The organism is Hafnia sp. CBA7124 (genome assembly GCF_002355555.1).
Lineage (GTDB): Bacteria > Pseudomonadota > Gammaproteobacteria > Enterobacterales > Enterobacteriaceae > Hafnia > Hafnia alvei.
In genome coordinates this window covers 2,126,174-2,152,032 of record NZ_AP017469.1, presented here as the reverse complement: position 1 = coordinate 2,152,032, position 25,859 = coordinate 2,126,174, and the positions used below count along the sequence as shown (strand labels likewise).

The following is a 25,859-nucleotide window of genomic DNA, read 5'->3' as shown; positions in this document are numbered from 1 at the left end:
CCCTCCCCTGACAAGGGGAGGGTTAGGGCGGGGTCTGCTGCACTAACATCTCCCGCCTAACTCGAACACGATATCTCCAACGTCTTACCCCAGTCCGGCGGCAACGCACTTAAATCATCGAAAGCGGCATCGTCTTCATAAGGGTTTAATAGCCCTTGATGCAGACGGGTGAGCACGCTGATGTCATCCTTTTCCGCAGCTTCAATCGCGTTTTGTGCCAAATAGTTGCGTAGGATCCGTTTAGGGTTTACCGATTTCATCTGCGTTTGGCGCGTTGCGTCGTCCACGTTGTCCTGTTGCAAACGTAAGCGCCACTTGCGGTGCCATGCATCAAAGGCGTCACGATCGAGAAAATCATCGCGCAGGGCCATGTGGTTTTCAGCCACTTCTACGTAACTTAACTGACGAAAAGTGCGCGTATAGTCTCGCCCTTCTTTGGCCATCAGGCTAAGTAGCTCGGTCAGCAGATCGTTATCTTGATTATCTCGGCTAAAGAACCCCAGTTTCTTACGCATTTGCTCGCCAAAAGCCACCATCAGCGCAGGCTCATAGGCATCAAGCGCACCACGAATTTGGTCGGCAGTCATCAGGCCAGAAAGCGCCTGCCCCAGACGATGCAGATTCCAATAAGCCACCGCAGGCTGGTTATCAAACGCATAGCGTCCTTGATAGTCAGAGTGGTTACAGATAAAACTGAGTTGGTAATCGTCGAGGAAGGCATAGGGGCCAAAATCGATGGTCAGCCCCAGAATCGACATGTTGTCGGTATTCATCACCCCGTGCGCAAACCCTTGCGCTTGCCACAGTGCGATCAGGCGCGCGGTTCGCTCAGCGATATCGCGCAGCCAAAGTACGTAACGATCTTTTTCACCCACCAGATGTGGCCAATGATGGCGAATCGCGTAGTCCGCCAGCTTTCGAACTTCATCAGGTTGCTCGCGGTAATAGAAGTGCTCGAAATGGCCAAAGCGCAGGTGGCTTTCAGCGACGCGCATCAGCATCGCACCGCGCTCAGGCTGCTCGCGGAAAACAGGCTGCTGGCTGGTGACTATACTCAGTGCTCTGGTCGTCGGAATGCCGAGATGGTGCAGGGCTTCGGAGGCCAGAAATTCGCGGATCACCGATCGCAATACCGCGCGGCCATCACCCATTCTTGAATAGGGCGTTGGACCTGCACCTTTGAGATGCCAGTCATATTTGCGCCCGTCGGGTAGCTGTTGTTCGCCGAGCAAAATACCGCGACCATCGCCCAACTGCCCCGCCCAAACCCCAAATTGGTGCCCACTGTAAACCTGAGCGAGAGGATTCATTCCCGGTAATAGCGCTTCGCCGCGCAAAACGGCGGCCGATTCACCGGTAAAAAAGTCAGGGCTCAGGCCTAAATCATCGGCTAAGGGCTGGCTGTAATACAGTAAACGCGCATCTTTAAGCGGCGTTGGCTTTAGCTCGGTATAAAAACCCGCAAGCTCATCGTGATAACTATTAATAAACTGAGTCATGTGCCCTCTTGTTTTCACCGCATTTGATGACAGTGTAGAGGGCATGGCTCGATATAAACACCGGCACTCTGTGCGGGTATGGCGGGTTTATTTCACTTGCTGCGATAGCCACTGCTTCAGTTCATGCAGTTCTGCTTGTTGTTCAGGGAATTCCTGCACGAGTTGTTCCACTATTGCGCCAATTTCATCGCTACGATAAGCCACCAGATGCAAACGCTCGGCAAGCATTTCAAGCGGTGCAGGGTTTAAACTGTCGGTAAACATCTGAGCGCGCGTAATTAGCCCGCGTTCAATATCAAAGTGCAGCTCAACGCCGCCCCACACAAAGCGTTCATCCAGTTGATGCGTGAACGATGGCGCTTGACCAAAGTTCCATGCCCAACTGCTTTGCTTTAGGAACTGCTCGCTGAAATTCGGCATGTCAGGCTCATAGCGCGGGGAAATATGTTCAGCCTCAACGCGCTCGCCATAGTGTTCGAAGAATGCCTCGGTGATCGCCGTGCAGATTTTCTCATGAGTAATATCAGGCATCAGTTCCACCAGATTTGCCACGCGGGAACGCACCGACGTAATCCCTTTCGCCTGTAATTTCTTCGGATCGGGATGCAGGTAATTAGCCAAACGACTCAGATCGGCATTCAGCAGCAGTGTGCCATGATGAAAGCCGCGGTCCATGGTTTCACGATACGCTGAACCGGAAACTTTGCGCTCGCCATCGGCGGTGGTGACCACTAAATCATTGCGACCCGAGGCATCGGCAACAAGACCCAGACTGCGCAACGCATTAAGAATAATGCCGGTTGAAATTGTTTTATCGTATTCAGGCTTACCGGCCATAAAGGTAAAGCAGGTATTACCTAAATCGTGGAATACCGCGCCGCCGCCGCTGCTTCGGCGGGCTAATTTCACGCCATCCTCGCTCATGCGTCGAGTATTACACTCTTTCCACGGATTTTGCGCTCGCCCAATCACCACGGTATCGTTATTACGCCACAAAAATAACACTCGCTGCGTGGGTGCCATTTGACGAAATATGCACTCCTCCACGGCCAAATTAAACCAAGGATCATAAGAGTCTGAAATCAATAAGCGTAAGGTGGTCATTCGTCAATTCCGGTTATTCTTTGCATAGGGAATATAATAACATTTCGCCGCGCTGACTGCGGCAAGAATGGGCTATTTTGGCGTTATATCCGTATAAAAAAACGCCCACGTTAAGGGCGTTTTGAATAATTAGGATTATAACTAAAAAACTAGATGGCTAATAACTATAACCGTCGTGCCTGCCAATAGACTTTACGCCAATAGACATTATCTAATGAAGAACGGGTCACGCCCTTACTGGTTGAGGCATGAATAAAGGTTTCATCGGTATCGTAAATACCCACGTGCAAACCGTTTTCACCGCCGCCGGTTTTGAAAAAGACCAAATCGCCCGGCATCAGTTCGTCACGGTCGACCTTCGTCCCCAGCGACGTTTGCTGCTTGGTGGTACGAGGCAATTGCATTTCGAAACGGTCGCGGAAAGTGCGATAGACAAAGCCTGAGCAGTCAACGCCGTTACGTTCTAAGCCACCGTAACGGTAAGGCGCACCGTGCCATTGGCGTAGCTGATCGTTCAACTGCGCCACCACGGCGATTGAATCAGATAATTTTCCGCTTGGCGGCGGCGCATTATGGCTACAGCCTGCCAACACCAAACTTGCCACTACCACTAAAAAACCAAGACGCATAATTTCCCTTTTGCTTATCTTATTTACCTAGCCATAACCTAGGTTCTTTCTCATTGGTAAATTGTACGAATTATCTACATATTTACGTGCTAACTCAGAATTATGCAAATTTAGCGTGATTTTTTTGCTACGTCAGCGGGAATTTTAGAATATCCGTATTTATTAACTGTAAATGGGCATGTCTGTGTAATACTGACGCTAATGAAATCTGACTCAAGGTGCGCACGATGAAAAAACTGACTTTAAAAGACCTGAATGAAAGCCAGCTACAGCGAGTACAAGTAAAACAGGCTCAGGCCAGAAAAAGTTTAGATCGCCCGCTAACCAATGCCGAAAAAGGCAAAATCAAAGATGAGATGCTGAAAGAAATTGCGTTAGAGATGGATAAAGAAGCCAAGAAAGTACGCGCTGAGAAGAAAAAGCAAAAAGTGGTTCCTAGCGATGAAACTTTTAGCTGGTCTAAAAACAACCACACGCGTGGTTTACGCTAATCCCCTTTCGCCTCAACTCCCTGCTCTTGTGGGTGGGGAGTGTCCTGTTTACCACTCGTAATTAACCAAACGCCTGCTAATATGGCGATCACGCCAGCCGTTTTAGTCCAGCTCACCGTTTCATTCAGCCACGGTAATGCAATAGCCGCCACATAAACCAACGCATAGCTTAAACTTAACAGCGGATACGCTCGGCTGAGCGGTAAATAGCGCAGAGCACAAAACCAGCACACCATCGACAGCACATAGCCCAAGATCCCGAGACTGACCACCAATAACGGTGCCGCATAGGCTATCAGCAACGTCAGCGGCTCAATCTCTAGCGACGAAATAATCGGAATATCTGCCATACCAGACTTCATCAGCACCTGTGCCACACTCACTAAAACAATGCTGCACGCGGCCCAAACATAGCCTTTTTTCATCACAGTCCACGACTCATTAGATAAATACCCAGCATAATTAACGCCACCCCGCACCAATGCCGCACACCCGCTTTCTCACCAAACCAATAGTGCGCGCACAGCGTGATCAGAACAAAGTTAATACTCAGCATCGGATAGGCAATGCCCAGCGGTAGTCGCTGCAAAACCAGCAGCCAGAGCAGCATTGCAATGCCAAGCGAACAACAGGCGGCGAGTAACCAGCGTAACGTTGTGGCTAAGCGTGAAGACGGTGGGCGCTGTTGCCAGCACACCACCGCTTGTTTTTGGCAAAGTTGCCCGCCGCAGGTAAAAACGCTGGCGAGCAGAAGGAGCAAGTAACTCATTATTCGCTTTTCTTGTAGAACAGCACGACGTAACGACCTCGTTGTTCAACGCTATCGGCCTTAGGTAAGCCTTCATGGTCAAGAGTTTCATCTCTGGAGAGATGGATCATCAAGCTCACGTTGCCCTCTTTGCGGGCGTTGGCTAACCATCCAGCAAATTCATCTTTATTGATGCGATGGCCTTTAGCATCAGGATAGCCTAAGCCGTATCTCAACTCACCCGAATAATCAAACATCAGAATATCACTGCGTTTGAGTTCCCACGCCAGACCGGCGGCAATACCCACCTCATCGCTTAATACATAGCGGCTGTTTGCGAGCTGCGGCATCACATCCTCAATAAAAGCCTGAGGGTTTTTGCTGTTTTCGATCTTCTGCGGAATCGCCTGCGCGATGAGCAATCCTAACACCAGCGGACATACCGCCGACCATAGCCAGTTTTTACCACCACGAACCAGCGCGATCACGCCGAAGAGCGACCAGCCGGCAAAGCACACTACACCGATTAAGATCGTGCTTAACTCACCCTGCTCGCCGGTTCCATACAGTGGCGATTCGAAGTGGCCTAGCGCCATCACCGATACGGCTGTTGCACCCACCACGCCAAATAGGATGTTAATCACCGCGTTGACTTTAAACGTACGCCATTGTCCTTTCGCCACCAATTCGGAAGCATAATGCGCCATCAACAGCGCCAGTGGAGCCATACAAGGCAAAATATACGTCGGCAGTTTGCCTTTCGCGATGCTAAAGAACAGGAACGGCATCACCAGCCAGCTGAGCAGGAAGAATCGGTCTGGATGGAAACCGCGCCAGCCGTGACGAATAGCCCCCGGCAATAACGCTAACCACGGCATTACACCGGCCACCAGCACCGGTAAATAGTACCAGAACGGCGCTTTGTGCTGGGCATCAGACTCGGCGAAACGCTGGATATGCTCAACCCAGAAGAAGTAATTCCAGAAATCAGGTTCGCGCAGATAAATACTCCACGCCCACGGAGCACTCAGGATCGCAGCCACCACCACCGCAATGGGCCCAAACAAAAACAGCTCTTTTACACGTTTTTGTTGGATAACAATCGGCAGAACGCTGATAACAGGCAACGCTAAGGCTAAGAACCCTTTGGTCATAAAGCCCATGCCACAGGCAATACCGAGCAGCACGTAGGCACCGACTTTGGCTTTCGGCGTCGTTGCCTTCAAGGTGAGATAGAAACTCACCATCGCCGCCGACATCCACAGCGTGATCATCGGGTCTAGCACGCTATAGGTGCCAACCGCGTATACCAAGAACATGCTGAAGTAGATGACCGCCGCCAAAATCGCCGTGCGGCTGTTTTTCCAAATCAGCATGGCCAGCCAATAGACTAACAGCGTGCTTAGCGCGGTACAGAATACTGAACCGAAACGCACAGCAAAGTTGTTGTCACCAAATAGCCATTGACTAATGTTGTTAATCCAATACCCAGCAACGGGCTTTTCAAAATAGCGAAGCCCCAGTAAATGGGGCACGGTCCAATCGCCGCGAGCAAGCATCTCGCGGCTTATTTCTGCATAACGGGTTTCATCTGGCTGCCAAAGTGGACGCCAATTCAGAGGTAACAGGTACAGCAAGGCGAACAATAAGCCGGACAGTGTTTTAATCACTCTCACAAAGACGTCTCCGCTGGGTTTTCTACAGCAGGAGCCTGACAACCGAGCCAGCCCTCCCGCCCTTCAAATGATGAACGAACGATACGTCCCGTTGGGAGCTGTGCCCTATCGTTTGGCAACAGCGCAGACAACGGGCAAAATTCGATGTTTTCGGCTTTTAATCGGATCAGTAACTGCTCAAACATGTCGGCTTTTACGATCCCTTCAACTTCGGCATGAATGGTATAGACCGGAGTACCTTTGTCGTTTTTGAACGCATCAATGATGAAATCATTAAACTGAGCGTCAGTAGTTAACGTCCCTACCGCTTCATCATAGGTTGGTAGCGTAACGGGGATTTGCACCGTGCCGTATTGGCCGTTACTCAGTTGAGGAATAAACGGCTGCGTTCCTCGACAATCGCTGTTGTAGCGCATGCCGTAAGATTGCTTCATATCCACAACGCGCTGATCGGCACGCCAGCCTGCCACCGCAGAGCAATCCACCGCATAGCCTAAAATGCGCTGCATTTCCGCTAAACCGCGTTCAAACTCACGCTTGAGCCGAGCATCAGACCAGCGACCCACGTTCTTTTGCCAGCCGTGATGATCCCATGAATGCAGTCCCACTTCATGCCCCGACGTCGCGGTATGACGAATGATAAGCTCGTGAGGTTTACCAATTAATTTGCCTGGCCAGCAGGTGCCGGCCAGTAAAATATCCCATCCATACAGCGAAGCGGCCTGAGAACGAAGCATCTTCCACAAAAAGCGCGGCTTCAGCAGACGCCATAAATGGCGTCCCATGTTGTCCGGCCCCACGCTAAAGAAAAAGCTCCCTAAGACATCATGCTTTTGTAGCATGGTTAATAACTGCGGCACCCCATCACGGGTACCGCGAAACGTATCAACGTCAATTCTCAGGCCAACCCGTTTCATTGTGCCTCACCGCTGAGATCAACGGTACGCAGGAAGTAATCCAGCGTTTCTTCAACGGTCTGTTTCATTTCAACCGTTGGAGCCCAATGCAACAGACGCTTAGCGTTGGTTATGCTTGGTTTACGATGCTCAACGTCCTGATAACCCTTACCGTAGTAGCTGCTGCTTTCAATTTCTTTGAAACCGGCAAACGGCGGGAAGTGAGAACGCAGCGGATGACGTTCAAAGCAATCCAACAGCATCTCACCCAGCTCACGAATACTGGCTTCGTTATCTGGATTACCGATGTTGATAATCTGCCCGTTGCAGTTGTCGTCTTTGTTCTCAATAATTCTGAACAGTGCTTCGATACCGTCGCTGATATCAGTAAAGCAACGTTTCTGCGCACCGCCGTCCACCAGCTTAATCGGAGAACCTTCAACCAGATTCAGGATCAACTGGGTGATCGCACGGGAGCTACCGATACGCGCGGCATTCAGGTTATCTAAACGTGGCCCCATCCAGTTAAACGGACGGAACAGCGTAAAGTTAAGCTCATTCTTAGCACCGTAAGCCCAAATAACGCGGTCTAACAGCTGCTTAGACACCGAGTAAATCCAGCGCTGTTTGTTGATCGGGCCAACAATCAGGTTAGAGGTATCTTCATCAAAGTCTTTATCGTTACACATGCCATACACTTCTGAAGTGGATGGGAACACGATACGTTTTTGATATTTCACGCAGTCACGCACAATCTTCAGGTTTTGTTCGAAGTCTAATTCGAACACTTTCAATGGATTGCGGGTATATTCAATCGGCGTAGCGATCGCAACCAACGGCAGGATCACGTCACATTTTTTGATGTGATATTCGATCCACTCATTGTGGATGCTGATATCGCCCTCAACGAAGTGGAAACGCGGGTTGCCGATAAAGCGCTCAATGGCATCAGAGCCGATATCCAAACCATAGATATCAAAATTATCATCTTGCAACAGACGTTCTGTCAGATGGTTACCGATAAAGCCGTTTACGCCCAGAATCAGTACACGCGTGCGGCGTTTGATCAGGCTGTTCGGCTTATCCCACAGGCGAACTTTCGCCACAATGCCCATCTCGTTAGCCAGCTGAGAGCCCTGCGCATATAAACCAGCATCGCTCTGACCGGTGACGATTTCCAGCGCGTTTTCACCACAAGCGATAACCAGCGGTTTGGCTGACAGCACCGTACCCGGCTTGCTGCCTGATTTGTCTTCAACCACACGGCTACGCCATACGGTAATTTTTCTATCACCTAGGTAGCTAAATGCACCTGGGTAAGGTTCGGTTACCGCACGTACTAAATTGTGAATCACTGTTGCGGGCTTGTTCCAATCGATCAGGCCATCAGCCGCGGTACGACGGCCAAAATAGGTCGCCTGAGACTCGTCTTGTGCCGTGGTTTTCACATTACCAGTTTTGATTAACGGTAACTGCTGGCCTAACAAAGCCACAGCAACATCGCGAATTTTGCTGTGCAGCGTCAGCGCCGTATCGTCAGCAGCAATATCCACCGCCAATTGCCCTGCGATATCACCAGCATCCGCTTTACGCGTCATTTGATGCAGCGTAACACCAGTTTGTGCTTCACCGTGTACCAGCGCCCAGTTAACCGGTGCACGGCCACGATATTTAGGCAACAGTGAACCATGCAGATTCCAACTGCCGCGCGGCGCGATATCCAGAATGTCCTGGCACAGCATATTGCGGTAGTAGAATGAGAAAATAACGTCGGGCTTCAACGCCTTAATGCGATCGATCCACAGTGGATGATTAACATTATCTGGTGCATAAACAGGCAGCTCCATTTCGGCTGCAACACGCGCAACTGAACCATAGAAATGGTTCTCACCCGGTTCGTCAGTGTGGGTAAATACGGCGGAGATTTCATAACCCGCCTCTTTCAGCGCTTTCAGTCCTGCACAGCCGATATCATGGTAAGCAAATACAATGGCTTTCATTACTCTTCTTCCTGTTGTTCAACAGATTCATGGGTCTTCAACGCGTCTGCGGAGACAATTTTTTGCACAAAATAGCGAGGACGTGCGCGCACATCGTTATAGATACGTCCGATGTACTCGCCCAATAATCCCAGCCCAACAAACTGAGCGCCGATAAAGGTAAACAGCACGGCAAACAGCGTGAATACCCCTTCTGCGGCCCATGTTGGACCAAAAATCAAACGCATCGCGATAAGTAAGACCGCCAGAGTGAAACCGGAAAGCGCAATCACGCTGCCGACAATACTCAAAAGACGCAATGGCGTGGTGGTCAAACAGGTCACGAGGTCATACATCAGATTGATGAGTTTTAAGAAGCTGTACTTTGATTCCCCAAACTCGCGCTCATCGTGGCGAACATCGATTTCAATGGTTCGACGCGCAAAGGTATTAGCCAGAATAGGAATAAAAGTGCTGCGTTCATGGCAATGCAGCATGGCTTCAATGATGGGCCGACGGTAAGCACGCAGCATACAGCCGTAATCTCCCATTGATTTGCCGGTGGCCTTTTGGATCATCATGTTGATCATCTTAGAGGCCGTTTTACGGAACCAGGTATCTTTACGTTTGGCACGCACGGTGCCCACCACGTCATAGCCCTGTTCTGCCGTTTCAACCAAGCGCGGGATCTCTTCCGGTGGATTTTGTAAATCCGCATCAAGGGTAATAATTAAATCGCCAGAAACCTGATTGAACCCCGCCATGATTGCTGAGTGTTGACCATAGTTACGGTTTAAAAGCACAGCAACAATATGGTTTTCTGGGATCTCAGCTGCCTGAGTTAATATTTCCGCAGAAGCATCATGACTACCGTCATCAATCAAAATAATTTCATACGGCTTATTTAAAAGCTCGCAGGCCGCATGGGTACGCTTAATTAAAATGGGCAAGCTTTCCTGCTCGTTAAAAACAGGAATAACCACGGACACTTTTTTTATTGTGTTATCCGTACTTTTATTCACTTCACTATTACTCACTACAGGACTCCAGAATGTCAGATATTGCTTTCACGACGCGATCCACATCGCTGTCTTGCATATCAGGGAACAAAGGTAAGGTCATCAAACTCGCCGAGTTCCATTCGGTATTAGGTAAACGAAGATCGGGATACTTTTCCCGATAATATTTTTGGGTATGTGCTGCGCGGAAATGCAGACCGGTGCCGATGCCATGCTCTTTCAGCTTTTCCATCATGGTATTGCGATCGATACCGCACAGATCTTTATCCACACGCACCATAAACAGGTGCCATGCATGATGATGCGGGTATTCCGGAACGGTGAGCGGCAACAAAGGTGAACCTTGAAGCGCCTTGCGATAACGAGCAACCAGCTCTTGGCGACGCGCGTTCATCGCAGGAAGTTTTTCCAGCTGAACTAACGCAATCGCGGCATTGATATCCGCTAAGTTGTATTTATAGCCCGGAGCGACAACTTCAGCCTGAGGTTTACGCCCAAGCGCTTGGCGATCAAAGGCATCCACCGCAAGCCCGTGAAACTTGAAACAACGCACTTTATCCGCCAGCTCATCATCATCAGTGACCACCATGCCACCTTCGGCACAGGTCATATTTTTGATGGCGTGGAACGAGAAAATCGCGGTTCCCTGCGAGCCAATCATTTCATCACCAAAACGTGTGCCTACCGCGTGGGCAGCATCTTCAATCAGTGGGATATTATGTCGCGCTGCAATCTCTCTTAACGCCGTTAAATCCGCAGGTGCGCCCGCATAGTGAACCGGGATAATTGCCTTGGTTTTTTCGGTAATGGCCGCTTCAATCTGAGCTGGCTGAACCATCAAGGTATCCCGATCAACGTCAACCATTACCGGCTCCGCACCCAGCAGAGTAATAATGTTGATCGTCGACACCCACGTTTGAGATGGTGTAATCACCTCATCGCCCGCACCAATGCCCAGCGCCATTAACGTCACGTGCATTCCGCCGGTTGCAGAGCTCACGGCAATAGCGTGTTTCGCACCAACGTACTGACTGAAAGCAGATTCGAGCTGCTGGCATTTAGGCCCCGTGGTGATCCATCCTGAACGTAATACCTCAGCAACCGCAGCGATTTCATCCTCCCCCATTGAGGGGACAGAAAATGGGAGAAACTCTTTCATCCGTTACCTTATATTTATTCTATGCTGATGATTCAATTTGAAGCACCTAATCAAAGTCACTACAAATACCAAAGCGTGTCTTGCGCTTGTCTATGTTGAGAATAAGTATAAAAGCTTAGTTTAACATTAAGATAAACGCAGTCTAAACATAGCGGATGATGGCGAATTTGTTTGGGATTGGTTGAAGGAATATTGATTTAAGTGAATTAAATCGAAAATTTAACGAAATTGTTTATTAAATATTTAATTACCCTGCTATTAATTTTCTTGGCTATATTTATTATTAGCTCTGGTATACAAACCAGCGCTGCCCCTCACTTTCTAATTCACGAAAATCTATTTCAAACAACGTAGAGAGATTTTGCACCGTCATCACGTCCCTTGCGGCCCCTTGCTGTGAAACTACCCCAGCCTTGAGCATCCAAACCTGCTGCGCATGTCTTTGCGTATGATTCAAATCATGCGCACTGACGATGACACTAATCCCAAGCTGGGTAAGCTGCCCGAGCAACTGATCCACAGCCGCCTGCTGGCTGATGTCCAGACTATTCATTGGCTCATCCAGCAACAAAAGCGATGCCTGGGGATTTAACGTTGGCCATACCTGCAAACACACGGCGGCAATTCGCACCCGCTGCCACTCACCGCCAGAAAGATGAGTCAATGGCCGCGCAAGTTTATCACTTAAGTTGAGTGTTTCTGCCAGATAGCCAACCACGCCATCAGCAAGCTCAACATCACAGCCTGTAGGTTGGTGCAATGCAAGAAACTGAAAAACAGGCATCACTGCGCTGGGCTGTTGTTGCTGATGTAAATAGGCGCGATAGCGTGCCAGCTCGGTCGCAGTGAGTTTTTCAATATCGATCTGATTTAGCATAATCGTGCCGTCACCGGGTAAGATGCCGGCGATGCGCGATAGCAACGTGCTTTTACCTGCGCCATTCGGACCAATGATGTGAATAAGCGCCCCACGATTTACCTGTGCGCTAAAGGGTAATAGACGAGTCCCTGCAGAAACGTTGTTTAACGAAAGGCAGTTCTGCACAAGAAAATCTCTGTTTTGATTCATCATTAGGCTTTGACACTCCGTGGCCGTAACAGCATCCAGATAAAAACAGGCGCGCCGAGAGAGGATGTCACTACACCAATCGGCAACTCAGCGGAGAAAAGCGCCACGCGCGCCACCACATCGGCAAATAACAATACACCGGCACCGCCCAGCGCGCAGGCAGGCAAAAGTGCACGATGATCGGTAATCCCCATCAGCCGCAGCATGTGCGGCACCACTAATCCGACAAAACCAATCACACCGGCCAGCGCAACACTAACCCCCACCAGCCAGCCAATCGCCACCACAAGTAAATTACGCCACACCACCAGCGAAAGTCCGAGCTGGCGCGCTTGGATATCGCCCAGAGACATCAGGTTAAGCACTTTACCTTGATACAACAGCCAAACAAATACCGGGATGAGCGCTAGCACCAACCATTTTTGACGCCAATCCACGCCGCTAAATCCGCCCATCAGCCAATACATCAGCTGGCGCAAATCTAAGCTGGAGCTAAAATAGACCGCCCACGTCATCACTGCGCTACAGGCAATACCTAGAGCAACACCAATTAATAACAGCCGCGAATTTGTCAGCGATTTACGGTGCGCAAATATCATCAGCAAAGCGGTAATCGCCAGCGCACCAATAATCGCACAGGTACTGAGAACCCACACGGGGAGCATACTTTGGCCGAGTAATACCGCTAGTACTAACGCCACGCCCGCACCGTTAGAAACCCCTAAAAGCCCCGGTTCAGCCAGCTGATTATCAAACAGAGCCTGCATCACCGCACCGGATATCGCCAGCGCAGCACCGACAGCCATCACCGCTAACACCCGCGGCAAACGGAGTTGCCACACGAAAAGCTGGGCACTTTCGCTCAACCATTGCGTGGGCCACATCCAGAGATCGCCTGCACACAGACTGACTATCACCGCAAAAAGCAAAAATAGCGTCAGGAGCCACAATCGTCGGCGATCGCGCTGCTGCTGGCGCTGCTGCAAAAGGGAAAAATGTGAAGGTGTTGACGTGTCAGCGTTTAGCATAAGACTCATTGAAGAGATCTAATAAGAGATTAGGTGTGGGTACAATAATAAAGCTTGGCTATTCATCACCGTGATAAGGCTCAACAAATGTACCATCATGGCTATCTATTTCGTTAAAAAACCATACGCCATTAGGATAATCATCCAGCGTGACTAAATACATCACCCCTTCACTAAATTCTTCAACTTCAACAATTTTACCAATTCGGCGTGGGCCACCATCGGTTTTAACACTAACGAGGTCATTCACTTTCATCTATGCATTGTCTCGCGATATTTGGGTTGATGGACGTTAGATAAGAAAAAGGCCACCCGCAGGCGGCCTTTTTGTTTTGCGTATTACTCTTTCGGTGTCGCGTTCTCGACCCGGCTCTTGAGCTTCTGCCCCGGACGGAAAGTAACAACACGGCGCGCCGTAATCGGGATATCTTCCCCGGTTTTCGGGTTACGTCCCGGTCTCTGGTTTTTGTCGCGCAGATCAAAGTTACCGAAACCGGACAACTTAACCTGTTCACCATTTTCCAGAGCGCGGCGAACCTCTTCGAAAAATATTTCTACGAGGTCTTTGGCATCCCGTTTGCTAAGCCCAAGCTTCTCAAACAGGTGTTCAGACATTTCAGCTTTAGTAAGCGCCATAAGTTCAATCCCTCAAGGATGCTTGGAATCGCTGTTTTAATGCCTCTACACATTTTGCGACGGTAGCGGCAATCTCCTCTTCTTCCAGTGTACGGGTGGTATCTTGCAATACCAGACTGATAGCGAGGCTCTTATAACCCTCGGCAACACCCTTACCACGGTACACGTCAAACAAGTTTACGCCAACTACCTGATTTACGCCAACTTTCTTACACTCTGCCAAAATATCTTCTGCAGGGACATTTTCAGCCACCACAACGGCGATATCACGGCGGTTTGCAGGATAGCGTGAAACCTCGCGAGCCTGCGGAATACGGCGCTCTGCAAGGGCTTCCCACTCGATTTCGAATACCACGGTGCGGCCATTCAGATCCAGTTTACGTTCCAGATCAGGGTGAACAACACCAATGAAACCAACGCGTTTGCCTGCTAAATAAATTGCCGCACTCTGCCCCGGATGTAAAGCAGGGTTAGTTTCTGCTTTAAATTGGACGTCATCCAATTTACCGGTCAAATCTAAAATAGCTTCTAAATCACCTTTCAGATCGTAGAAATCAACAACCTGACGTTCCAAATTCCAGTGTTCTTCGTAACGGTTACCCGCGATCACACCGGCCAGCATGACATCCTGACGGATACCCAGATTAGCAGCAGTATCAGGAACAAAGCGTAGACCCGTTTCGAACAAACGTACACGTGACTGCTGACGGTTCTGGTTATAGACCACCGCAGACAGCAAGCCGCTCCACAGAGACAGGCGCATCGCTGACATTTCTACCGAGATTGGGCTTGGCAAAATCAGCGCTTCTTCTGCCGGGTGCAACAGCGCCTGAACCTTAGGATCTACAAAGCTGTAGGTGATCGCTTCTTGATAGCCACGATCGACCAACATTGTTTTCACGCGCTTAAGCGGCAAATTCGCTTCGCGGTGTGACGTCATGATCAGGTCAGCTTTCACCGGCACGTTAGGAATATTGTTGTAGCCATAAACACGGGCCACTTCTTCCACTAAGTCTTCTTCGATTTCCATATCGAAACGCCAGCTTGGCGCGACAGCCTGCCAAGTATCATTGGCAAAGCTAACCTTGCAACCTAAACGTTCAAGGATATCGGTAACCTGTGAGTCTTCAACGTGATGGCCAATTAAGCGATCCAGTTTTTCACGGCGCAGCGTGATCGTGGCGCGCTTAGGCAGCGTTGCTTCGTTGGTGACATCAATGACTGGACCTGCTTGACCACCGCAGATATCAATCAGCAAACGCGTCGCACGTTCCATCGCCGCAGCTTGCAATGCCGGATCCACGCCGCGTTCGTAGCGGTGAGAAGCATCGGTATGCAGGCCCTGACGGCGTGCACGACCGGTGATAGATAGCGGGTTGAAGTACGCACATTCCAGCAGAACGTCTTGTGTTTCTTCGTTCACGCCAGAGTGTTCACCACCGAAGATACCGCCCATCGCCAGCGCTTTTTGCTGATCGGCAATCACTAAGGTATCAGCCGACAGCGTGGCTTCATTGCCGTCCAGCAGAGTCAGCTTTTCACCCTCTTTCGCCATACGCACAACGATGCCACCTTCGAGGCGGTTAAGATCGAACGCATGCATCGGCTGACCCAGCTCCAACAGAACATAGTTGGTTACGTCAACGACGGGGTCGATAGAACGAATACCGCAGCGACGCAGTTTTTCACGCATCCACAATGGCGTTGCGGCTTTAACGTTGATCCCTTTCACCACGCGGCCCAAATAGCGTGGGCAAGCGTCGGTCGCTTCAACCGTAATTGGGAAAGTGTCATGAATTGCCGCAGGAACCGCGTCCATCGCTGGCACGTTCAGAGTCAGCTTATTCAGCACCGCAACGTCACGTGCAACGCCAATAATCCCTAAGCAATCTGCACGGTTCGGCGTTACGCTAATTTCAATCGCGTTATCATTCAGCTTCAGATATTCACGGATATCGGTGCCGATAGGCGCATCTACTGGCAATTCAATGATGCCGTCGTGATCTTCGGAAATACCCAGCTCAGAGAACGAACACAGCATCCCTTCTGAAGGCTCACCGCGCAGTTTCGCCGCTTTGATTTTAAAATCGCCAGGCAATACCGCGCCAATAGTCGCAACGGCGACTTTCAGGCCCTTACGGCAGTTTGGTGCACCGCAAACGATGTCTAACAGACGCTCACCGCCCACGTTAACTTTAGTGACACGCAACTTGTCGGCGTTTGGATGCTGGCCACACTCAACCACTTCACCCACGAAAACGCCGTTAAATTCGCCAGCAACCGGTTCAACACCGTCAACTTCCAGACCGGCCATAGTAATTTGTTCTGATAATGCTTCGCTGCTAATGGCAGGATTTACCCACTCGCGCAACCAGAGTTCACTGAATTTCATGTGATAATCCCGCCTTACTTAAACTGTTTGAGGAAACGCAGATCGTTTTCGAAGAATGCACGCAGATCGGTTACGCCATAGCGCAGCATGGTTAAACGCTCCATGCCCATCCCGAATGCGAAGCCAGAGTAAACTTCTGGATCGATACCTACGTTACGCAGCACGTTTGGATGCACCATACCGCAACCCAAAACTTCCAGCCATTTACCGTTTTTGCCCATCACGTCAACTTCGGCGGAAGGCTCAGTGAACGGGAAGTAAGAAGGACGGAAACGAATCTGTAAGTCTTCTTCAAAGAAGTTATTCAGGAAATCGTGCAGCGTGCCTTTCAAGTTGGTAAAGCTAATATCTTTATCAACAATCAGGCCTTCCATTTGATGGAACATTGGCGTGTGGGTCTGATCGTAGTCGTTACGATAGACACGGCCCGGCGCAATGATGCGGATTGGCGGCTGCTGCTCTTTCATCGTGCGGATCTGCACACCCGAAGTCTGGGTGCGCAGCAGGCGTTTTGCATCAAACCAGAAAGTATCGTGATCTGCGCGCGCTGGATGATGAGCAGGAATATTTAAGGCGTCGAAGTTGTGATAGTCATCTTCGATTTCAGGGCCAGTTTCAACGGCAAAACCCAATTCGCCAAAGAACGTTTCAATACGTTCAATCGTGCGGGTCACTGGGTGGAGACCACCGTTTTCCATGCGACGCCCTGGCATAGACACATCGATGGTTTCTTCGGCCAGACGGGCATTGAGCGCAGCTGATTCCAGATCTGATTTACGGGCATTCAGAGCTTCCTGAACTTCCTGTTTAGCCTGGTTAATCACAGCACCCGCAGCGGGACGCTCTTCTGCTGGCAGTTCGCGCAGTGACGTCATCTGCAGCGTCAAATGGCCTTTCTTACCCAAATATTCAACACGCACGTTATCTAGCGTGGCAATATCCTGAGCATTCTCTACGGCTGCCTTTGCTTGGGCAACCAACTCTGCGAGATGTGGCATTGCTTTCCTCTTCTTCCAGCCTGTTAGGCCCGATTGTCGATGTTGAGAGTCTCCCCTTCGCACTTGAAGTTGCCGCTGTAGAAACCGCCACTTCAAATACTCAGGGTATATACCCTTCATACCTGAAGCTGCCCTGGTGCAACTTCAATCATTGGGGGTATCGATCGTCTTAAGTGCGCTCATGAATAAACCTGAATCGGTAAACCATGTTAAAGCAAAAAAAAAGCCTCCACGAGGGAGGCTTTCAGCGCTATTTTTCGTTTCTTTTCTTACGCGCAAAGCCTCCTGAATTCAGGCGCTAAAGTAAAAAAAGAAACGGAAAATAGCAGCGTGCATGCTTGCATTACCTTAAATAAGTGAAAAAACTGATTCTATTGAAAAACTTAGCGGACTGAATGTCAAGCCAAACACAAGTCAAACAACAAAAAGCAAAAGAGGGAGCAAGCTCCCTCTTTCATCTGATGGCTTACGCCAGAGCAGATTTCGCTTTTTCTACCAGAGCAGCAAACGCTACTTTGTCGAATACAGCGATGTCAGCCAGGATCTTACGGTCGATTTCAACAGAAGCCTTTTTCAGACCATTGATGAAACGGCTGTAAGAGATGCCGTTCTGACGTGCAGCAGCGTTAATACGTGCAATCCACAGCTGACGGAACTGACGTTTACGTTGACGACGGTCACGGTAAGCGTACTGGCCTGCTTTGATTACTGCCTGGAAGGCAACACGATAGACGCGCGAACGGGCACCGTAGTAGCCTTTCGCCTGCTTCATTACTTTTTTGTGACGTGCGCGTGCAATTACACCACGTTTTACGCGAGCCATATGCTCTCCTTAAGTCTTAATCTTGATTCAAAAAATGTTTACTTATGCGTACGGCAAGCACGCTACGACCAAGCCCAGATCCCCTTTGGAAACCAGACCTTTTGGACGCAGATGACGCTTACGCTTAGTAGATTTTTTGGTCAGAATATGACGCAGGTTAGCATGTTTACGCTTAAAACCACCACCGGCGGTCTTTTTGAAGCGCTTGGCAGCGCCACGCACAGTTTTAATCTTTGGCATTTCGATTTCCACTTCGCATTGTTAATTACATGAATCAGTGAGGCGAATAACGCCAGCGACAGACCGAAATCCATCGCTGGCAGTATTACTTGAGAGCCTTACTGTTTCTTCTTAGGTGCGAGCACCATGATCATCTGGCGGCCTTCGATCTTCGTAGGGAAGGATTCGACTACTGCCAGTTCACTCAGATCTTCTTTCACGCGGTTAAGCACTTCCATACCGATCTGTTGGTGCGCCATTTCACGTCCACGGAAACGCAGAGTGATTTTGGCTTTATCGCCATCTTCCAGAAAGCGAACCAGGCTGCGGAGTTTTACCTGGTAGTCGCCATCGTCGGTTCCAGGTCGGAATTTGATTTCCTTAACCTGAACAATCTTTTGCTTCTTCTTCTGTTCTTTGGTGGCCTTACTCTTCTCATAGAGGAATTTGCCGTAATCCATGATTCGGCAAACTGGCGGCTCGGCATTTGGGCTGATTTCTACTAAATCAACACCCGCTTCCTCAGCCTTTTCCAAAGCTTCATTCAGACTGACAATACCAATCTGCTCGCCATCAACGCCTGTTAAGCGAACCTCTTGGGCGCGAATTTCTCTGTTGATGCGATTAGGACGCGCCGGTTGAACTCTTTTTCCGCCTTTAATAACTCGATTCCTCTAATTGGTGAAGACTACGGCTGCGAATCTCTTTTTGCAGCTTTTCGATCACTTCATTTACATCCATGGTTCCCAGGTCTTTGCCGCGGCGGGTACGAACGGCTACTTTGCCAGATTCGACCTCTTTGTCGCCACAAACCAACATGTATGGGACACGACGTAAAGTGTGTTCGCGGATTTTAAAGCCTATCTTCTCGTTTCTCAAGTCTGATTTTGCACGAATACCAGCAGCTTGCAGCTTTTTGGTTAATTCATCGACATAATCAGCCTGTGCGTCGGTGATATTCATCACCTGAACCTGCACTGGTGCGAGCCAAGTTGGGTAGAACCCAGCATACTCTTCAGTCAGGATACCGATGAAGCGTTCCATCGAACCAAGAATAGCACGGTGAATCATCACCGGAACTAAACGTTCGTTGTTTTCACCCACATAAGACGCGTTTAAACGGCCTGGTAACGAGAAGTCGAGCTGCACAGTACCACATTGCCATGCACGATCCAAACAGTCATGCAGAGTAAACTCAATCTTAGGTCCGTAGAAAGCGCCCTCACCCGGCTGATATTCAAACGGAATACCGTTTTCTTTCAGCGCTTCGGCCAAGTCTTCTTCCGCACGATCCCAAATTTCATCACTGCCAATACGTTTTTCTGGACGAGTAGACAGTTTCACCACGATTTTTTCAAAGCCGAAGATGCTATACATGTCGTATACCATCTTGATACAGCTGTTAACTTCATCGCGAATCTGCTCTTCAGTACAGAAAATATGCGCATCATCCTGAGTGAATCCACGCACGCGCATCAGGCCATGCAGTGAACCCGAAGGCTCATTACGATGACAGCTACCGAACTCACCCATACGCAGTGGTAAATCACGATAAGATTTCAGACCTTGGTTGAAGATCTGAACGTGACCTGGGCAGTTCATCGGTTTGATGCAGTACTCGCGGTTTTCAGAAGACGTGGTGAACATTGCATCTTTGTAGTTCTCCCAGTGTCCTGTTTTTTCCCACAGTACGCGGTCCATCATGAACGGACCTTTTACTTCCTGATAATCATATTCTTTCAGTTTAACGCGTACGAACGCTTCCAACTCACGGAAGATTGTCCAGCCGTCGTTATGCCAGAACACCATACCCGGCGCTTCTTCCTGCATATGGTACAGGTCGAGCTGCTTGCCGATCTTACGATGGTCGCGTTTTGCGGCTTCTTCCAGACGTTGCAGGTAAGCATTTAACTGCTTTTTATCTGCCCATGCGGTGCCGTAGATACGCTGTAAAACGGTATTATTGCTATCGCCGCGCCAGTAGGCACCAGACGACTTCTGCAGTTTGAAATGATGGCAGAAACGCATATTCGGCACGTGCGGTCCACGGCACATGTCGATGTATTCTTCGTGGTGATACAGACCTGGCTGGTCATCGCGACTGATGTTCTCATCCAGAATCGCCACTTTATACGGTTCCTGACGTGCTTCAAAAGCGTCACGGGCTTCTTGCCAGCTCACTTTTTTCTTAATCACGTCGTAATCTTTATCTGCCAGCTCATGCATGCGCTTGTCGAGCAGTTCAAGATCTTCCTGCGTCAGGGTATGGTCAAGGTCTACATCGTAGTAGAAACCGTTGTCGATCACAGGGCCAATGGCCATCTTAGTGTTCGGCCACAGTTGTTTGATCGCATGACCCAAAAGATGTGCGCAAGAATGGCGGATAATTTCCAAGCCTTCCTGATCTTTTGCGGTAATGATGGAAACATTGGCGTCTTGTGTAATCGGATCGCAAGCATCAACCAGCTCACCGTTAACGCGACCCGCAATGCAGGCTTTCGCCAAGCCAGGTCCGATGTCCATAGCAATATCCATTACGGATACAGGTTTGTCGAACTGGCGCTGACTACCGTCAGGAAGTGTAATAACAGGCATTTATATTCCTTATCTACAGTGGTGACCCACACGACAGGCCACATATAGAAAACAATTTGTATTTAAAATCATCGTTTTATGGGCGCCATCCTGCTGTACTTTGCAAGATCTGTACGCAGCGTGATACATAAAACGCTATGCACCCCTGAATACTCACACCCACTACCGCCGATATTAACACCCACAGAGAATGGGTTAAACAAAAACACGGCTACCCAACGATTCTTACCTGCTCTCTCCCCGGTAAATGTTACGTTAGATCAAATAACTGACGGTTAAAGAAAAGACATTTCCAAATTTTTCAAACAGATCACACCGCATGATAATTTACGTAGATAGCGCCCCGTTCAACTGTGTACGTACAGCCCCATCAAATTCCGATAAGCCTGTTGCACAGTTGCATATAGGCCGAAAACTAACGCACCAGTAGCAACTTGGATGCATATTTATGCTGCCAAATAAAAATAACGCACGGGTATGTAATATATACGATGAGATAACACCGGAGAAATTGTGTATTTATTAGCCTTGGGATATGAAATAAAACGCCGGGAGGCACCCCGGCAATAAAAACAATGTAAAGAATGAATATCTATATTAAGACATATTACGTAATCTGCATTGGCATGCAGTGGCCTAAAAATAGTATTCCTATAACTAGGAATCAAATTAACAAAATGTGCCTAAGCCAATAAAAAATATTAACGGTCATTAACGATATAGTTCAAAAGCTAGATCTTTACGTATGTAAATCAATTAAGTGAGAGTTATCATATTTAAACTTTTATCTAATTTCGCATTTTTTGCGCTTTTACTCTTTCAGTAAAGCCGACAATATCGACAGCGCTTGGCTTATTTAGTTCATTAAAATGTTCGAATATTGTTGAGTATAAAAAAAGCAATTGGCATCAATGCAATAAAAAAAGATTAAGGAAAATAAAATGAAACGCAAAGTTCTCGCAGTGGTAATACCAACATTAATGGCATTAGCAGGAACCGCCCATGCCGCAGAAATTTATAATAAAGATGGCAATAAACTCGACTTACATTTCAAGGTCGATGGTCTTCACTATATTTCAGATAATGATAATGCCGATGGCGATCATTCCTATGTGCGTGGCGGCTTCAGCGGTGAAACACAAATTACGGATATGCTGACCGGCTATGGCATGTGGGAATATCAAGCGAACCTAAACCATACCGAAGGCGAAGATAATAGAAACTTTAGCCGTTTCGGTTTCGCGGGCCTAAAATTCGGGGATTATGGTTCTTTAGACTATGGTCGTAATTCGGGGATTATTTACGACATTATGGCTTGGACCGATATGCAGCCTGAGTTCGATGGGAGCACCGTTGGCGCTGATAACTTCATGTTTCAACGTGCTGGCGGCGTGTTAACCTACCATAACCGCGATTTCTTCGGCTTGGTCGATGGCCTGAACTTCGGCATTCAGTATCAAGGTAAAAATGACGACCCAACGGAAAACAAAGATGGCCGTGATGTATTAAGCCAAAATGGTGATGGTTACGGTTTATCACTCTCTTACGATCTCGGCTATGGCTTTAGCCTCGGTGGTGCCTACTTCCAATCTGACCGCACGAACGATCAGAATAGCGGCGGTAAAGGTGGTCGCTATAATGATATTATGGGTAATGGCGATAAAGCCGAAGCTTATACTGTGGGCGTGAAATACGAAAACAGCGGCTATTATGCGGCAGCAAACTATACGCAATCCTATAACGCCATTCGTTTCGGTAATTCTAACGACCATAACGAAGCCTACGGCTACGCAAACAAAGCGCAAGGCGTAGAAATGTATACCGGTTATACCTTTGATTTCGGTTTGCAACCTTTCGTTGGCTGGAACTATGTTGAAGGTAAAGACCTAGGCAGCAATGGCGCATCTCGCGATTATGGCGATCAGAAATTGGTTAACTTTATTGATATTGGTGCAACCTACTTCTTTAATAAAAACATGTCTACCTATGTCGATTATAAAATTAACATGATCGATGATAACGACTTTACTCGTTCAGCGGGTATTGATACTGATGATACCGTTGCATTAGGGATTGTTTACCAGTTCTAAACGCAGCATCATAATCAATAAAAAATAATATATTAGTTATTAACAGCCTTTAGCCCAGCGTTCTGCTGGGCTTTTTTTATTCTAAACCAGAGAGAAATAATATTTAAAAACACACAACCTTCATCGCTAAAGAAAAACTAGCATCCATATAATTAAAGCAAAAACAAACGTTGTAGAGATAAGCAGTATCAGCATATGGGCATGGCCTCAACATAATAACCCATAGGTATTAAAAGGTTTAAGGGTGCATTACGCATGGGTATTCATTTTCACTGCATGATAATTATAGTAAACTCATTTTTATCTATTACATGTATAAATAAATGAACAGCACTGTTAAGTTTCGATTTCATGTATGAGTTTAGAACTCGATGTTTTTCTAGTCATAATTTGTTACACTACCTCACGTTAGTTTTCGATATCTCAGCACCCCTTTTTTATGATTCGATTGAAGCGTTTGTCTTCACTCGTAGCACATTGTTTTTTGAGTTCAATAGCCAACTTCACAAACCAAGGTAATTAGATGTATCCAGCAGCATGGGCCTTTATAAAAACGGTGTATTTGATCGGCTCAGTCATTTCCGCATTACTCACTTTCAAGGCCTGTGCTGACCCCTCGCTTAAAATCAGGATCTTTACCGCGATACTGATTGGGCTAACGTGGCCCATGAGCTTTCCCATCGTGTTGCTGTTTTGGGCGTTTATGTGACGCATGATGAGGCTTGGAATGCTGCTATTTATTATTGCAGCGGCAAGATAAATCATTTCAGAGCGAAATTACCTCTGTTTTTATAAGATTTATCTCAGATTAGCCATCAGGCGAGAAAATAAAAAACTCGTTGGGTAGAATTAAAAAATGCCTAAATGAATACCACGGAATAAATTAAGGTTTGTTATGTACGCACTCGTGATGATGGTCTGCTATCTCAACGGTCCCTGTGAAAATTTATACCTTGGTGGTTTTGATACTGAAGAGCAATGTGTGCGCGAAATGAATGTGCAGCGAATTCAACGTGGGGGATGTATCCCGCTTGAAAATGTCTTAGACGATTTTTGGCAGCCAGCAACCCGCGCTGCTGACTTCCCTCGCCTGTTCTAATGTGGGCCGATTTGCAGCAAAAGTTCATCTATACGCTTAATGACTAACGTGCTGGCGTGTTCCATAGTAGCTAAACTTATCTTTAAACGTTCATCATCGCCCGCTCTAAATGCCACCAATGCTTCTCGCCCTGAACGATGCACCTCAGCGTGCGGTGCTTCGAGCTGCGCAAAGCTGCTAAGGTGAGAAAACTCCCGCCCCGCATCTCCATAGAACCATTTCCCTAAGCGGCAATCTGTATGGCTGTTAACTTCTGCAACCTCATCGCGGTGCAAGATCAGCTCATACACTTTGACTTTCCAAATGACGTGATCGAGCTTAACCGTATTCAGAAACTGTTGGGTCGCAATAAAGCGAATGATTTCCTGCATGTGGGCTGAAAGCTCAATAACCTGCTGCAACATCTGGCAAGCCTGCTCCGTCGCGTGGCGAATATCATGAGTGGACTGATTATTTTCCCCAACGCTTGCGCTCACGCTTTTCGCATGCTGATTAATGTCCTGCGTCAGAGCGGTTATATTTCCCGCCTGAAGCTGAATTTCCGAAGAGAGTTGTTTAATTTCTTTTGCAATAACAGAGAATCCGGCCCCTCGCCCGCCAACATGGGCGGCCTCGATGGCTGAGTTGATCGCCAACAGATTGGTCTGTTTCGAGAGCTTATTAATGGCATCAATATTGTTATTAATCCCCTTAAGCACAGCAATCAGTTCGTCAATGTAGCCGATACTCTCACCAGAATGCTGCTCAATAAGGTTCACCAATTCAGAAAGCCGCCCCATTCCCTCGCGTGCCTGTTCATTCTTATGATTAAGCTCATCAACCGTCACTAATTCTTGCATTAAGCTTTGGCTGGAGTGCAGCAGCGAATCTCGAATAATTTCTATTGCGCCAATACCCGACAGAAAACTATGACATAGCAATTCGCCATATGACTTCTGCACGGGCTCCTGAGAGTCTATTGCCACAAATTTCGCCGCTGTCGCCAACGCTGCTGGTTTCTGCGTTAAGAGCCGTTCCTGTTTATACCCAAACCATCGCTTTAATTGCGTATACATTGCCTAAACCCTCTCCTTACCCTTGATATACCAAGCCACCTGGCATGGCAATTCAATAACACTTAGCCGTTCTGCATGGCATATAGCGTTATCGGCATAAGCCACTCAAAATTTATGGTTATTATGCTTTGGTAAAAATTTTGTATTTTTTATGTGACATATAAAGCGAGTAAAAATAAAGAGTTAATGTAATGTAAAAAATTAAAATGGAAATGAATTCCGTTTCGGTGTGGAAAAAAGTGTATCCCCTTCTATGCTAAATAACGGGCCATCTGGTACCCGCACACGTATATGAATCAATCAGGAGAGAAGTTATGGGAAAATCATTCGTTCGAATCGGGATTTTTGAAGTGGAAGATGCTGAACTGTCAAAAACGCCAGATAGCCAATTGAAGAGCCACACACTGAGTATTCCCTGCAAGTCGAATACAGACCTTTGCATGCAGTTGGACGGCTGGGATGAGCAAACCACCGTTCCTGCGCTGTTAGATGGCAAAAACGCGTTGTTATACCGCAACCATTACGATCGCCAGAGCGACGCTTGGGTCATGCGTTTTGCATAATAGGAAGCCCTAGACAAGGATCATTCGATAACCTTGTCTAGGCATAACAACGAACGTGAAGAAAATTGGAAATGCAGTCCATTTTGAATAGT

The 25,859-nt window shown here is 48.1% G+C and carries 27 protein-coding genes and 1 other annotated feature; of the genes, 5 read left to right on the top strand and 22 right to left on the bottom strand.

The genetic code is table 11. The features are described from left to right. Positions 1-56: 56 nt before the first annotated feature. From CPY98_RS09930 to CPY98_RS09920, 3 genes are all read right to left on the bottom strand, one after another. Positions 57-1,499: a YdiU family protein gene (locus CPY98_RS09930; RefSeq protein WP_096387519.1), complete on the bottom strand. Its 1,443-nt coding sequence runs from the start codon at positions 1,497-1,499 to the stop codon at positions 57-59. A gap of 87 nt (positions 1,500-1,586) precedes the next feature. After that, on the bottom strand, positions 1,587-2,603 hold the full coding sequence (locus CPY98_RS09925) for a lipoate--protein ligase A (RefSeq protein ID WP_096387517.1): 1,017 nt from the start codon (positions 2,601-2,603) through the stop codon (positions 1,587-1,589). 164 nt (positions 2,604-2,767) lie between these two features. Further along, complete coding sequence (locus CPY98_RS09920; RefSeq protein WP_025801280.1) at positions 2,768-3,232, bottom strand: C40 family peptidase; 465 nt, start codon at positions 3,230-3,232, stop codon at positions 2,768-2,770. Positions 3,233-3,459: 227 nt separating this feature from the next. Here CPY98_RS09920 and CPY98_RS09915 point away from each other — a divergent pair, with 227 nt between their 5' ends. Continuing rightward, positions 3,460-3,723, top strand: coding sequence for a DUF3811 domain-containing protein (locus CPY98_RS09915; RefSeq protein WP_025801279.1), 264 nt, complete (start codon positions 3,460-3,462; stop codon positions 3,721-3,723). Here the strand turns inward: CPY98_RS09915 and arnF are convergent. From arnF to thrS, 18 genes are all read right to left on the bottom strand, one after another. Beyond that, positions 3,720-4,148: a 4-amino-4-deoxy-L-arabinose-phosphoundecaprenol flippase subunit ArnF gene (gene arnF / locus CPY98_RS09910; protein WP_025801278.1), complete on the bottom strand. Its 429-nt coding sequence runs from the start codon at positions 4,146-4,148 to the stop codon at positions 3,720-3,722. The two genes, CPY98_RS09915 and arnF, sit on opposite strands and share 4 nt — an antisense overlap. Then, on the bottom strand, positions 4,148-4,495 hold the full coding sequence (gene arnE, locus CPY98_RS09905) for a 4-amino-4-deoxy-L-arabinose-phosphoundecaprenol flippase subunit ArnE (protein ID WP_025801277.1): 348 nt from the start codon (positions 4,493-4,495) through the stop codon (positions 4,148-4,150). Before arnE ends, arnF begins: the two co-directional genes overlap by 1 nt. Beyond that, positions 4,492-6,147, bottom strand: a complete 1,656-nt coding sequence (arnT, locus tag CPY98_RS09900; RefSeq protein ID WP_043493142.1) for a lipid IV(A) 4-amino-4-deoxy-L-arabinosyltransferase — start codon at positions 6,145-6,147, stop codon at positions 4,492-4,494. The genes arnE and arnT overlap by 4 nt, the downstream gene beginning before the upstream one ends. Beyond that, positions 6,144-7,064: a 4-deoxy-4-formamido-L-arabinose-phosphoundecaprenol deformylase gene (gene arnD, locus CPY98_RS09895; protein WP_096387515.1), complete on the bottom strand. Its 921-nt coding sequence runs from the start codon at positions 7,062-7,064 to the stop codon at positions 6,144-6,146. Before arnD ends, arnT begins: the two co-directional genes overlap by 4 nt. Continuing rightward, on the bottom strand, positions 7,061-9,043 hold the full coding sequence (gene arnA, locus CPY98_RS09890) for a bifunctional UDP-4-amino-4-deoxy-L-arabinose formyltransferase/UDP-glucuronic acid oxidase ArnA (RefSeq protein WP_096387513.1): 1,983 nt from the start codon (positions 9,041-9,043) through the stop codon (positions 7,061-7,063). The genes arnD and arnA overlap by 4 nt, the downstream gene beginning before the upstream one ends. Further along, the gene (arnC, locus tag CPY98_RS09885) at positions 9,043-10,059 is read right to left on the bottom strand and encodes an undecaprenyl-phosphate 4-deoxy-4-formamido-L-arabinose transferase (RefSeq protein ID WP_046449407.1); all 1,017 of its coding nucleotides are present in this window, start codon (positions 10,057-10,059) and stop codon (positions 9,043-9,045) included. Before arnC ends, arnA begins: the two co-directional genes overlap by 1 nt. Continuing rightward, positions 10,052-11,200 carry a UDP-4-amino-4-deoxy-L-arabinose aminotransferase gene (gene arnB, locus CPY98_RS09880; RefSeq protein WP_025801272.1) on the bottom strand — a complete coding sequence of 383 codons (1,149 nt, stop codon included), beginning with the start codon at positions 11,198-11,200 and terminating at the stop codon, positions 10,052-10,054. The genes arnC and arnB overlap by 8 nt, the downstream gene beginning before the upstream one ends. 283 nt (positions 11,201-11,483) lie before the next feature. Continuing rightward, on the bottom strand, positions 11,484-12,272 hold the full coding sequence (gene btuD, locus CPY98_RS09875) for a vitamin B12 ABC transporter ATP-binding protein BtuD (RefSeq protein WP_226929856.1): 789 nt from the start codon (positions 12,270-12,272) through the stop codon (positions 11,484-11,486). Further along, the gene (gene btuC, locus CPY98_RS09870; RefSeq protein ID WP_096387511.1) at positions 12,272-13,297 is read right to left on the bottom strand and encodes a vitamin B12 ABC transporter permease BtuC; all 1,026 of its coding nucleotides are present in this window, start codon (positions 13,295-13,297) and stop codon (positions 12,272-12,274) included. The genes btuD and btuC overlap by 1 nt, the downstream gene beginning before the upstream one ends. Before the next feature lie 58 nt (positions 13,298-13,355). Beyond that, positions 13,356-13,553, bottom strand: a complete 198-nt coding sequence (gene dsrB / locus CPY98_RS09865) for a protein DsrB (protein WP_025801269.1) — start codon at positions 13,551-13,553, stop codon at positions 13,356-13,358. An 83-nt stretch (positions 13,554-13,636) separates the two neighbouring features. Next, the gene (gene ihfA, locus CPY98_RS09860) at positions 13,637-13,933 is read right to left on the bottom strand and encodes an integration host factor subunit alpha (protein ID WP_004089944.1); all 297 of its coding nucleotides are present in this window, start codon (positions 13,931-13,933) and stop codon (positions 13,637-13,639) included. A 4-nt stretch (positions 13,934-13,937) separates the two neighbouring features. Next, complete coding sequence (pheT, locus tag CPY98_RS09855) at positions 13,938-16,325, bottom strand: phenylalanine--tRNA ligase subunit beta (RefSeq protein ID WP_096387509.1); 2,388 nt, start codon at positions 16,323-16,325, stop codon at positions 13,938-13,940. A gap of 14 nt (positions 16,326-16,339) precedes the next feature. Beyond that, the gene (pheS, locus tag CPY98_RS09850) at positions 16,340-17,323 is read right to left on the bottom strand and encodes a phenylalanine--tRNA ligase subunit alpha (RefSeq protein ID WP_025801267.1); all 984 of its coding nucleotides are present in this window, start codon (positions 17,321-17,323) and stop codon (positions 16,340-16,342) included. Between the two features lie 216 nt (positions 17,324-17,539). Continuing rightward, positions 17,540-17,664: a sequence feature (Phe leader region), on the bottom strand. Next, positions 17,615-17,659 carry a pheST operon leader peptide PheM gene (gene pheM / locus CPY98_RS20845; RefSeq protein WP_121626058.1) on the bottom strand — a complete coding sequence of 15 codons (45 nt, stop codon included), beginning with the start codon at positions 17,657-17,659 and terminating at the stop codon, positions 17,615-17,617. (Overlaps the previous feature by 45 nt.) Before the next feature lie 125 nt (positions 17,665-17,789). Continuing rightward, on the bottom strand, positions 17,790-18,146 hold the full coding sequence (gene rplT / locus CPY98_RS09845; RefSeq protein WP_004089950.1) for a 50S ribosomal protein L20: 357 nt from the start codon (positions 18,144-18,146) through the stop codon (positions 17,790-17,792). A gap of 42 nt (positions 18,147-18,188) precedes the next feature. Next, a complete protein-coding gene (gene rpmI, locus CPY98_RS09840) occupies positions 18,189-18,386 on the bottom strand; it encodes a 50S ribosomal protein L35 (RefSeq protein WP_025801266.1) in 198 nt (65 codons plus the stop codon). Positions 18,387-18,484: 98 nt separating this feature from the next. Continuing rightward, positions 18,485-19,027, bottom strand: coding sequence for a translation initiation factor IF-3 (gene infC / locus CPY98_RS09835; RefSeq protein ID WP_025801265.1), 543 nt, complete (start codon positions 19,025-19,027; stop codon positions 18,485-18,487). Continuing rightward, the gene (thrS, locus tag CPY98_RS09830) at positions 19,023-20,960 is read right to left on the bottom strand and encodes a threonine--tRNA ligase (RefSeq protein ID WP_025801264.1); all 1,938 of its coding nucleotides are present in this window, start codon (positions 20,958-20,960) and stop codon (positions 19,023-19,025) included. Before thrS ends, infC begins: the two co-directional genes overlap by 5 nt. Before the next feature lie 941 nt (positions 20,961-21,901). Between thrS and ompC the strand changes: the two genes are divergently transcribed. The 3 genes from ompC to CPY98_RS09815 all read left to right on the top strand — a co-directional run bounded on the left by ompC (position 21,902) and on the right by CPY98_RS09815 (position 24,149). Further along, on the top strand, positions 21,902-23,050 hold the full coding sequence (gene ompC / locus CPY98_RS09825; protein WP_025801263.1) for a porin OmpC: 1,149 nt from the start codon (positions 21,902-21,904) through the stop codon (positions 23,048-23,050). Between the two features lie 523 nt (positions 23,051-23,573). Next, complete coding sequence (locus CPY98_RS09820; RefSeq protein ID WP_071842625.1) at positions 23,574-23,759, top strand: GhoT/OrtT family toxin; 186 nt, start codon at positions 23,574-23,576, stop codon at positions 23,757-23,759. 186 nt (positions 23,760-23,945) lie between these two features. Next, on the top strand, positions 23,946-24,149 hold the full coding sequence (locus CPY98_RS09815) for a DUF1482 family protein (protein ID WP_025801261.1): 204 nt from the start codon (positions 23,946-23,948) through the stop codon (positions 24,147-24,149). Here the strand turns inward: CPY98_RS09815 and CPY98_RS09810 are convergent. Further along, positions 24,146-25,204, bottom strand: a complete 1,059-nt coding sequence (locus CPY98_RS09810) for a methyl-accepting chemotaxis protein (protein ID WP_096387507.1) — start codon at positions 25,202-25,204, stop codon at positions 24,146-24,148. The two genes, CPY98_RS09815 and CPY98_RS09810, sit on opposite strands and share 4 nt — an antisense overlap. A 314-nt stretch (positions 25,205-25,518) precedes the next feature. On the opposite strand from CPY98_RS09810, the gene CPY98_RS09805 reads away from it, so the two are divergent. Next, a complete protein-coding gene (locus tag CPY98_RS09805) occupies positions 25,519-25,767 on the top strand; it encodes a DUF1480 family protein (protein ID WP_025801259.1) in 249 nt (82 codons plus the stop codon). The last annotated feature ends 92 nt before the right edge of the window (positions 25,768-25,859 follow it).

What these genes read in the sequence shown, in the direction of transcription:
- arnB (WP_025801272.1), bottom strand. Translation starts at nt 11,200, where the DNA reads ATGAAAGAGTTTCTCCCATTTTCTGTCCCCTCAATGGGGGAGGATGAA.
- CPY98_RS09920 (WP_025801280.1), bottom strand. Translation starts at nt 3,232, where the DNA reads ATGCGTCTTGGTTTTTTAGTGGTAGTGGCAAGTTTGGTGTTGGCAGGC.
- pheT (WP_096387509.1), bottom strand. Translation starts at nt 16,325, where the DNA reads ATGAAATTCAGTGAACTCTGGTTGCGCGAGTGGGTAAATCCTGCCATT.
- CPY98_RS09805 (WP_025801259.1), top strand. Translation starts at nt 25,519, where the DNA reads ATGGGAAAATCATTCGTTCGAATCGGGATTTTTGAAGTGGAAGATGCT.
- arnF (WP_025801278.1), bottom strand. Translation starts at nt 4,148, where the DNA reads ATGAAAAAAGGCTATGTTTGGGCCGCGTGCAGCATTGTTTTAGTGAGT.
- rpmI (WP_025801266.1), bottom strand. Translation starts at nt 18,386, where the DNA reads ATGCCAAAGATTAAAACTGTGCGTGGCGCTGCCAAGCGCTTCAAAAAG.
- btuD (WP_226929856.1), bottom strand. Translation starts at nt 12,272, where the DNA reads ATGATGAATCAAAACAGAGATTTTCTTGTGCAGAACTGCCTTTCGTTA.
- arnA (WP_096387513.1), bottom strand. Translation starts at nt 9,043, where the DNA reads ATGAAAGCCATTGTATTTGCTTACCATGATATCGGCTGTGCAGGACTG.
- CPY98_RS09925 (WP_096387517.1), bottom strand. Translation starts at nt 2,603, where the DNA reads ATGACCACCTTACGCTTATTGATTTCAGACTCTTATGATCCTTGGTTT.
- CPY98_RS09915 (WP_025801279.1), top strand. Translation starts at nt 3,460, where the DNA reads ATGAAAAAACTGACTTTAAAAGACCTGAATGAAAGCCAGCTACAGCGA.
- dsrB (WP_025801269.1), bottom strand. Translation starts at nt 13,553, where the DNA reads ATGAAAGTGAATGACCTCGTTAGTGTTAAAACCGATGGTGGCCCACGC.
- CPY98_RS09815 (WP_025801261.1), top strand. Translation starts at nt 23,946, where the DNA reads ATGTACGCACTCGTGATGATGGTCTGCTATCTCAACGGTCCCTGTGAA.
- rplT (WP_004089950.1), bottom strand. Translation starts at nt 18,146, where the DNA reads ATGGCTCGCGTAAAACGTGGTGTAATTGCACGCGCACGTCACAAAAAA.
- arnD (WP_096387515.1), bottom strand. Translation starts at nt 7,064, where the DNA reads ATGAAACGGGTTGGCCTGAGAATTGACGTTGATACGTTTCGCGGTACC.
- pheS (WP_025801267.1), bottom strand. Translation starts at nt 17,323, where the DNA reads ATGCCACATCTCGCAGAGTTGGTTGCCCAAGCAAAGGCAGCCGTAGAG.
- CPY98_RS09820 (WP_071842625.1), top strand. Translation starts at nt 23,574, where the DNA reads ATGTATCCAGCAGCATGGGCCTTTATAAAAACGGTGTATTTGATCGGC.
- ompC (WP_025801263.1), top strand. Translation starts at nt 21,902, where the DNA reads ATGAAACGCAAAGTTCTCGCAGTGGTAATACCAACATTAATGGCATTA.
- ihfA (WP_004089944.1), bottom strand. Translation starts at nt 13,933, where the DNA reads ATGGCGCTTACTAAAGCTGAAATGTCTGAACACCTGTTTGAGAAGCTT.
- btuC (WP_096387511.1), bottom strand. Translation starts at nt 13,297, where the DNA reads ATGCTAAACGCTGACACGTCAACACCTTCACATTTTTCCCTTTTGCAG.
- CPY98_RS09810 (WP_096387507.1), bottom strand. Translation starts at nt 25,204, where the DNA reads ATGTATACGCAATTAAAGCGATGGTTTGGGTATAAACAGGAACGGCTC.
- CPY98_RS09930 (WP_096387519.1), bottom strand. Translation starts at nt 1,499, where the DNA reads ATGACTCAGTTTATTAATAGTTATCACGATGAGCTTGCGGGTTTTTAT.
- thrS (WP_025801264.1), bottom strand. Translation starts at nt 20,960, where the DNA reads ATGCCTGTTATTACACTTCCTGACGGTAGTCAGCGCCAGTTCGACAAA.